The 5,200-nt window shown below is 50.8% G+C and carries 6 protein-coding genes; 5 read left to right on the top strand and 1 reads right to left on the bottom strand.

Annotation, left to right across the window (positions count from 1 at the left end; translation table 11 throughout):
• On the top strand, positions 1–1,497 hold a 1,497-nt coding region (gene abc-f / locus BQ9859_RS02810; protein WP_456237771.1), incomplete at its 5' end, for a ribosomal protection-like ABC-F family protein.
• 25 nt (positions 1,498–1,522) lie between these two features.
• Here abc-f and BQ9859_RS12575 read toward each other — a convergent pair.
• Complete coding sequence (locus BQ9859_RS12575) at positions 1,523–2,218, bottom strand: hypothetical protein (RefSeq protein WP_235846376.1); 696 nt, start codon at positions 2,216–2,218, stop codon at positions 1,523–1,525.
• On the opposite strand from BQ9859_RS12575, the gene BQ9859_RS02800 reads away from it, so the two are divergent.
• The 4 genes from BQ9859_RS02800 to BQ9859_RS02785 form a co-directional block, all read left to right on the top strand.
• A complete protein-coding gene (locus tag BQ9859_RS02800; protein ID WP_075876762.1) occupies positions 2,210–2,611 on the top strand; it encodes a plasmid mobilization protein in 402 nt (133 codons plus the stop codon). The two genes, BQ9859_RS12575 and BQ9859_RS02800, sit on opposite strands and share 9 nt — an antisense overlap.
• Positions 2,583–4,196 carry a relaxase/mobilization nuclease domain-containing protein gene (locus BQ9859_RS02795; RefSeq protein WP_075876761.1) on the top strand — a complete coding sequence of 538 codons (1,614 nt, stop codon included), beginning with the start codon at positions 2,583–2,585 and terminating at the stop codon, positions 4,194–4,196. The genes BQ9859_RS02800 and BQ9859_RS02795 overlap by 29 nt, the downstream gene beginning before the upstream one ends.
• A gap of 275 nt (positions 4,197–4,471) precedes the next feature.
• Entirely contained in the window at positions 4,472–4,633 is a 162-nt protein-coding gene (locus BQ9859_RS12570; protein WP_202613440.1) for a hypothetical protein, read from the top strand.
• Positions 4,630–5,200 (top strand): replication initiator protein A (locus tag BQ9859_RS02785; RefSeq protein WP_075876759.1); only part of this gene is annotated, 571 nt, incomplete at its 3' end. The genes BQ9859_RS12570 and BQ9859_RS02785, both read left to right, overlap by 4 nt.

Genomic DNA, 5,200 nt, shown 5'->3' with positions numbered 1-5,200 from the left:
GGAATAAAGGAGGAATGCGATATGTCGATGATCCGAGTCGAGAACCTTACCTTTGCCTATCCATCCAGCTATGATAACATTTTTGAAAATGTCAATTTTCAAATTGATACAGATTGGAAACTTGGGTTTGTTGGAAGAAACGGTAGAGGGAAAACAACTTTTCTAAATCTCTTGCTTGGAAAGTATGAATACCACGGGAAAATACAAGCCTCTGTGCAATTTGATTACTTTCCATATCCTGTGAACAACAAAAACAGATTAACTACGGATATTCTCTCGGAAGTCTGCCCGCTGGCGGAAGAGTGGGAGCTGTTGAGAGAACTATCCTATCTGGAAGTCCGTGATGATGTACTTTGGAGGCCATTTTTTACGCTTTCCAATGGAGAGCAGACCAAGGTGCTGCTTGCCGCTCTATTTCTGAATGATGGACACTTTTTACTGATTGATGAACCGACAAACCATTTGGATATGAAAGCCAGAGAAACCGTTTCAGCATACCTGAAACGGAAAAAGGGATTTATCTTAGTCTCTCATGATCGCTGTTTTTTAGATGGCTGTGTTGACCATATCCTGTCGATCAATCGGTCAAACATCGAAGTGCAAAGTGGAAATTTTTCTACTTGGTTCACCAACTTCCAGCGTCAACAAGAATTTGAACTCTCTCAAAATGTGAAGCTGAAAAAAAGCATTGATAATATGCAAAAGGCCGCTAAAAGAACTTCTGTCTGGTCAGACCGAATTGAAGCGTCAAAATATGGGAACGGCCCGGTTGACCGAGGGTATATTGGTCACAAATCTGCCAAAATGATGAAACGCTCAAAGGCTATCGAAGTGCGGCAGCAACGGGCAATCGAGGAAAAGTCCGGCCTTCTCAAAAATTTGGAAACCGTAGAAGATTTGAAAATAGCTCCGCTTCTCTATTTTTCAGATACCTTAGTGACTTTCTCTGATGTTGTACCGATTTTTGACGGTAAAAATGTCTGCCAGCCAATCTCGTTTACAGTAAAACAGGGAGAACGCATTGCCCTTGATGGAAAAAATGGTTCTGGGAAAACGAGCCTTCTAAAGCTACTGGTCGGGCAACAAATAGAACATCGTGGGACAGTTGCAATAGGTTCTGGCATGATATTGTCCTATGTACCTCAAGATACTTCTATGCTGAACGGTTCGTTATCAGAGTTCGCGGAAGCCAATCGTGTTGATGAAAGTTTGTTTAAGGCAATCTTACGGAAAATGGATTTTTCACGAATACAGTTTGAAAAGAAAATGGAAGATTTTTCAGCGGGACAAAAGAAAAAAGTGTTGATAGCAAAAAGCCTTTGTGAACAAGCACATCTGTATGTGTGGGATGAACCTCTTAACTATATTGACATCTATTCTCGAATGCAAATTGAAAATCTGATTAGGGAATTTTCTCCTACAATGATCTTCGTAGAACATGATCTTGCATTCAGAAATAACATGGCGACAAAAAGCATTTGCCTGGCTGCCGAATAGCAAGATCAGCCGAGCCAGTCAACGATCAAGATGAACGGGCCGCGCCCGCCGTTGACAGCCCCGGCTGTCTTTGCTGGTAAGCAGACAAGGGGCGACAGCAAGAAGTGCTGCCGCCCCAGCCAATCCCAAAATTGAATAAACCGCCGCCCAACGGCAGCACATGAAGCAGTAAGTCTTGAAAAAGATTTGCTGCTTTTTTTGTGTCTATTTTTGGCAAAACAGGCAAGGCGGGGGTGTTTAGAGTGAACAGGAAAATTTTCTGTCTGCCCGGTTGCCATTTTCGGGTTTTCTGTATTACTGAAGTGAAAAGGTTCCAGTCAGCGGGCAATAACCCTGTATCTTGGATTATTAGTAGCAGAAAAAGACAAACGGATTGCCAAAACCGGCTCCCGATGAACGAGTAGTAGGCAAAGGAGAATTTACAAAAAGCATTTATACAAACCGTGGAAAAGTGGCGGACGGAAGTGAGGGGTAGTTCGCAGTCACGGTGAGCAAGTATCGACCAGTGTACCAAATTTCGCTTTTCGCTCATTTGTCCCCCGGTCAGATACTTGTTGGGGTTGCCACCCCAAACCCGCCTTTTGCGGCTTACGCCGCCGAAAAATCCCCGCAAATATTTTTTCGGATTTTTCAAAAACAGTTCCGATTTACACCCTGTTTTTCTCCTATCAGTGAGAGGACAAACAGCAACAACGAAAGGAGTTGAGCCACCATGCCACACAGAACCTACAACACCCCCAAGCGGAAATGTGTTGTCAAGACCCGTCTGACCGAGGCCGAGCGCAGAGCCTTTGAGGACAAATGCGCCGCCCTCTCCATGAGCCAGTCGGAGTATATCCGGCAAGCCGTTTTTTACAGCCGGATTTCCCCTGTTATCCGGGTGACTGCCCACAGCGAGGAAATGCTTGCCGCCGTATCTTCCCTTGTGGCGCAGTACGGGAAAATCGGCAGCAACCTAAACCAGATCGCCCGGTATCTCAATGAGTACGGCGTACCCTACAACGCCCTGTCCAGCGAAGTAAGAGCCGCCGTTTCCGACCTTGCCGCCCTCAAATTCGAGGTGCTGAAAGTGATAGGTGAAGCCTATGGCAACGATCAAGCATATCAGCTCTAAAAATGCCGACTACGGAGCCGCCGAAGCCTATCTGACCTTTGAGCATGACGAGTTTACCATGAAGCCCACCCTTGATGAAGCCGGGCGGCTCATTCCCCGGCAGGACTACCGGCTGGACACGCTGAACTGCGGGGACGAGGATTTTGCCCTGTCCTGCATACGGGCAAACCTGCGGTACGGCAAGAACAACAAGCGGGACGATGTAAAGAGCCACCACTATATCATCAGCTTTGACCCACGGGACGCAGCCGACAACGGCCTGACTGTTGACCGGGCGCAGGCGTTGGGGCTTGCCTACTGCAAAGAGCATTTCCCCGGACACCAGGCTATCATTTGCACCCACCCGGACGGACACAACCACAGCGGCAATATCCATGTGCATATTGTCATTAACAGCCTGCGGATCGCCGAGGTGGAGCGCAAGCCCTACATGGACAGGGCGAGCGACACCAGAGCCGGGGACAAGCACCGCTGCACCGCCGCAGCCATGCGGTATTTTCGCAGCGAAGTCATGGAGATGTGCCACCGGGAGGGGCTTTACCAGATCGACCTCTTGAACGGCAGCAAAAACAAAGTGACCGAGCGTGAATACTGGGCAAAGCGCAAGGGGCAAGCCAAGCTGGACAAGGAAAACGCTGCCCTGCTTGCCGAGGGTATCACACCCCGGCAGACCAAGTTTGAAACCGACAAAGACCGTCTGCGGCAGACCATACGCCAAGCCCTTTCCACCGCCGCCAGCTTTGATGAGTTTTCCGCTCTCCTGTTGCGGGAGGGTGTAACCGTCAAGGAGAGCCGGGGACGGCTGTCCTATCTCACGCCAGATAGAACGAAGCCCATCACCGCCCGGAAGCTGGGGACGGACTTTGACAAAGCCGCTGTCCTTGCTGTTTTCCAGCAGAACATCCATAGAACAGCCGCAAAGACGCAGGGCAGGCAGGAACACCAGCCGCAGCTTACTAAGGGCATACAGCGGACAAAACCCGCCCAAATCACCCCGAACCCTGACGGCCCGCAGCGGCTTGTAGATATAGCCGCCAAGCGAGCCGAGGGAAAAGGTATCGGTTATGAGCGTTGGGCAAAAACCTTTAACCTCAAACAGATGGCAAAGACCATGAATTTCCTTTCCGAGCATGGTTTTTCCAGCCCCGAAGATGTGGACGCAGCTTTGGAAGCCGCCATTTCCGGGCAGCACACCGCTGGGGAAAAGCTGAAAGAACTGGAATCCAGAATCACCGCCAACAAGGAACTCATGCACCAGATCGGCGTTTACCGCAGAACCAAGCCCGCCCATGACGGGCTGAAAACCGCCAAGAAGCCGGAACGATACCGGGAAGCGTATCACGCAGACCTGACGCTGTATGAAGCGGCGGTGAGGTATTTCCGGGAACGGGGCTTGAAGAAATTGCCCGCCGTTTCCAAGCTGCAAGCGGAAAATGAAGCTCTGATTTCCGAGAAAAACGGGCTTTACACCGAGTACCGGGAGCAGAAAGCCAGAGCCGCCGAACTGCTGAAAGTCCAATCCAACCTTGCCGCCATGCTCCGGCAGGAACGGACAAAAGAAGTGCGCCGGGATTGGGAGCGATAAGGGTGTTCCGTTTTGTTCCACCCCTACCCGGAAAGGGGTTTCCACTTTGGACACCCCTTTGCTATGGGAAATTGACCGCTGAAACCCGCCCCGAAATGATACCGAAACCGCACAAAAGCGTCCCCCATATCTACCCCTATCCGCAATACCGCCCGCCTTTTTCAAGGGGCGTACAGAGGGAAAAATCCCCGAAAATGACACCGAAACGCTACACCAAATACCGCCTATCCCGTCACGCCGACAGGAACGGCAGAAAGGAGCCGCAAATGCCGAGAATGAGCAAGAAGCGCAAGGAAGAATGGGCGTTCTTCCTCAACGAGCGCAACCGTATCACCTATAACCCCCTTTGCCGCAGGTGCCGCCGCACCTGCAAGCAGAGTTTCCGGGCAATTATCATCGAGTGCCCGCCGTTTCGCTCCAAGCGGGCGAAGCCATGAAGCCGGACAACACGCAGGAAACCATTTATGTAGGGCTGGGCACCGGCTTGCCGCCCTACCTGCCATATCCCCGGTTCCTGCTGAAAATGGACATTTCCCAGACCGCCAAGCTGCTCTATGCGCTGCTGTTAGACCGCACCACCCTGTCACAGCGGAACGGCTGGCAGGACGATCAGGGCAGGACATTCATTGTCTATCCCATAGCGGAGATTGCCGAAATGCTGGATAAGGGGCAGACCGCCATCAAAGCCGCATTGCACGAACTGGACGCAGCCGGACTTCTGGAACGGAAACGGGCGGGATTTTCCGCAGCCAACCGCCTGTATGTGAAGCTGCCGCCATTAGTACGGATTTCCGACCCTATGACAGTCGGAAAAGCGACCCTCATAAGTGCGGAAAACCGACCTACTGATGGTCGGAAAAGCGACCTTTTGACGGTCGGAAAACCGACCCCTAACAACCTTACTATAAACAACCTGATAGAAAACCAAACAATGGGAGTGAGTGGAGAGCCGCACAAGCCGTTTGGCAGATATGAGAATGTTTTTCTGACCGAAGCCGAGTATG

The sequence above is a fragment of the Merdibacter massiliensis genome, assembly GCF_900155395.1.
Taxonomy (GTDB): domain Bacteria; phylum Bacillota_I; class Bacilli_A; order Erysipelotrichales; family Erysipelotrichaceae; genus Merdibacter; species Merdibacter massiliensis.
Note: the sequence above shows the minus strand (reverse complement) of the source record. Positions and strands in the feature narration are given on the sequence as shown.

Excerpts from the sequence above, each read along its gene's own strand:
- BQ9859_RS02795 (WP_075876761.1), top strand. The coding sequence starts at position 2,583 with ATGGCAACGATCAAGCATATCAGCTCTAAAAATGCCGACTACGGAGCC.
- BQ9859_RS12570 (WP_202613440.1), top strand. The coding sequence starts at position 4,472 with ATGAGCAAGAAGCGCAAGGAAGAATGGGCGTTCTTCCTCAACGAGCGC.
- BQ9859_RS02800 (WP_075876762.1), top strand. The coding sequence starts at position 2,210 with ATGCCACACAGAACCTACAACACCCCCAAGCGGAAATGTGTTGTCAAG.